This is a genomic window from Streptomyces sp. NPDC059853, from assembly GCF_042731495.1.
Taxonomy (GTDB): Bacteria; Actinomycetota; Actinomycetes; order Streptomycetales; family Streptomycetaceae; genus Streptomyces.
On record NZ_JBHWJL010000174.1, the window covers coordinates 8,745 to 10,702 of the forward strand.

Annotated in this window: 2 protein-coding genes; both read left to right on the plus strand. The window is 80.7% G+C overall.

The genetic code is table 11. The features are described 5' to 3' along the window. Nucleotides 1-160 precede the first annotated feature (160 nt). Nucleotides 161-640, plus strand: coding sequence for a DUF4439 domain-containing protein (locus ACFV5N_RS18165; RefSeq protein WP_385600587.1), 480 nt, complete (start codon nt 161-163; stop codon nt 638-640). Beyond that, entirely contained in the window at nt 637-1,536 is a 900-nt protein-coding gene (locus tag ACFV5N_RS18170; RefSeq protein WP_385600590.1) for an aminoglycoside phosphotransferase family protein, read from the plus strand. Before ACFV5N_RS18165 ends, ACFV5N_RS18170 begins: the two co-directional genes overlap by 4 nt. Nucleotides 1,537-1,958: the final 422 nt, after the last annotated feature.

The following is a 1,958-nucleotide window of genomic DNA, read 5'->3' on the forward strand; positions in this document are numbered from 1 at the left end:
ACGCCCCCGCCGCCCTCGACGAGCTGATCGCGGCCGAACGCACCCTCGCGGACGAGCGGCTGCGCGCCCTGGAGGGCGCCGCGCCGGAGCTGGCGCGGCTGCTGGCCTCCCTGTCGGCGGCCGGCTCGGTCCACGTCTATCTGCTGGGAGAGGCCCGCGCATGACACAGCGGACGACGCGGCGGGGCGAGGAGCCCGCCGACGCCCCCGACACCCCGGCGCTGCGCGCGACGCAGGCGGCGCTCGCCGCCGAGCACGCGGCGGTGTACGGGTACGGCGTGGTCGGCGCCCGGATCGGCGCCGAGCGGGACGCCGAGGTGCGCGAGGCGTACACCGGGCACCGGGCGCGGCGGGACGCGCTGCGCCGCGCCGTGCTGGACCTGGGCGCGGTGCCGGAGGCGGCGGCTGCGGCGTACGCGCTGCCGTTCGAGGTGACCGACGCCGCGACGGCGCAGGCGCTGGCCGCCGATCTGGAGGCGCGGGTGGCCGGGGCGTACGCGGACCTGGTGCTGGCGGCGACCGGTGCGGCGCGCCGGGACGCCGCGGCGGCGCTGCGCGACAGCGCGGTGCGGGCGGCGCGGTGGAGCGGGACGGGTACGGCGTTCCCGGGGCTCGCCGAGTACGCGGAGGGCAGCGCATGACGGCGGCGCCGGATCTGGCCGCGCCGCGCCGGCTGGCCCTGGCCCAGCCGGCGGCGGCAGGCGCGTGGCTGGCGGAGCTGCCGGAGCTGGTGGCCCGCAGGGCCCGGGCGTGGGAACTGACCGTGGAGCGGGTGGCCGCGCCGGGCGGACGCACCAGCATGACGGTGCTGGTGCGCCGGGCGGACGGCACCCCGGCGGCGCTGAAGCTGTGCGCCCCCGGCACCTCCGCCGCGCTGGAGGCGGCGGCGCTGGCGTGCTGGGACGGGCGCGGTGCGGTGCGGGCGCTGGAGGTGGCCCCCGAGGACGGGGCGCTGCTGCTGGAGCGGCTGCACGGCGAGACCTCGCTGCGGTCGCTGCCGGAGACCAAGGCGATGCTGGAGGCCGTCTCCGCGCTGCACCGGCTGTGGGTGCCGCCGGGGGCCGGGCATCCGTTCCCCACCGTGGCGGAGCGGACGGCGGGGCTCGCGGCGGACGGCGCGGATCTGCCGGAGGGCGCGGGCCCGCTGATCGCCGAGGCGCTGGCGGCCCGCGCCGAGCTGCTGGCCGGCCCGCCGGAGGAGGTGCTGCTGCACGGCGACTTCCGGCAGGGTGCGGTACTGGCCGCCGACACCGGGCGGGCGCCGTGGCTGGCGGTGGGGCCCGATCCGGTGGTGGGCGAGCGGGCCTACGACCTGGCGCGGCTCTCGCGGGACCGGCTGCACGATCTGATCGCCTCGGCGGGTGCCCCGGCGATCACCCGGCGCCGGATGACGAAGCTGGCCGCCTCGGTGGACCTCGACGCGGACCGGCTGCGGGGCTGGACCCTGTTCCGGGCGGTGGAATCGGGCGTCCGCGCGCACCGCGAGGGACGCCGGACGGACGCCGAGGCCCTGCTGGAGTTCGCCACCTGGCTGTGACGGGCCGGACCGGCGCGACCTGCCACCGGCTGCCTGCCCGGGTGTGACGCCCGGTGGGTGACGCCCGGTGGGTGGCGCCCGGGCCCAGCACCCGGCGGGGTGGGGCCCGGCTCCCGGCGGGGCGGGGGCGGGGGCAGGGGATCGGCAGCGGCGGAGGCGCTCCGGAGACGGCGAACCGTCCGGCCGGCGGCACGACCCGCGGGGCCCGGCCGGAAACCCAGGCCATGCCCGTACGCCGCCCCGGCGCTCCCGCCCGAGCGGCCAGGAAAAGAAGGCGCCGCCGGAGACGGTGACCCCGACCGCCGGCAGCGCGGCCCGCCAGGCCGCACGGGCGGGCGAAACGGACCGCGGCGGGGGCCGCCGTCCGCGCCGGGCACGGGCCGGGCCACCACGCGCACGCCCGCCACGCCGCACCCCACGGC

Bases quoted from the DNA above. Each gene is read 5' to 3' on its own strand.
- ACFV5N_RS18165 (WP_385600587.1), top strand. From the start codon at position 161: ATGACACAGCGGACGACGCGGCGGGGCGAGGAGCCCGCCGACGCCCCC.
- ACFV5N_RS18170 (WP_385600590.1), top strand. From the start codon at position 637: ATGACGGCGGCGCCGGATCTGGCCGCGCCGCGCCGGCTGGCCCTGGCC.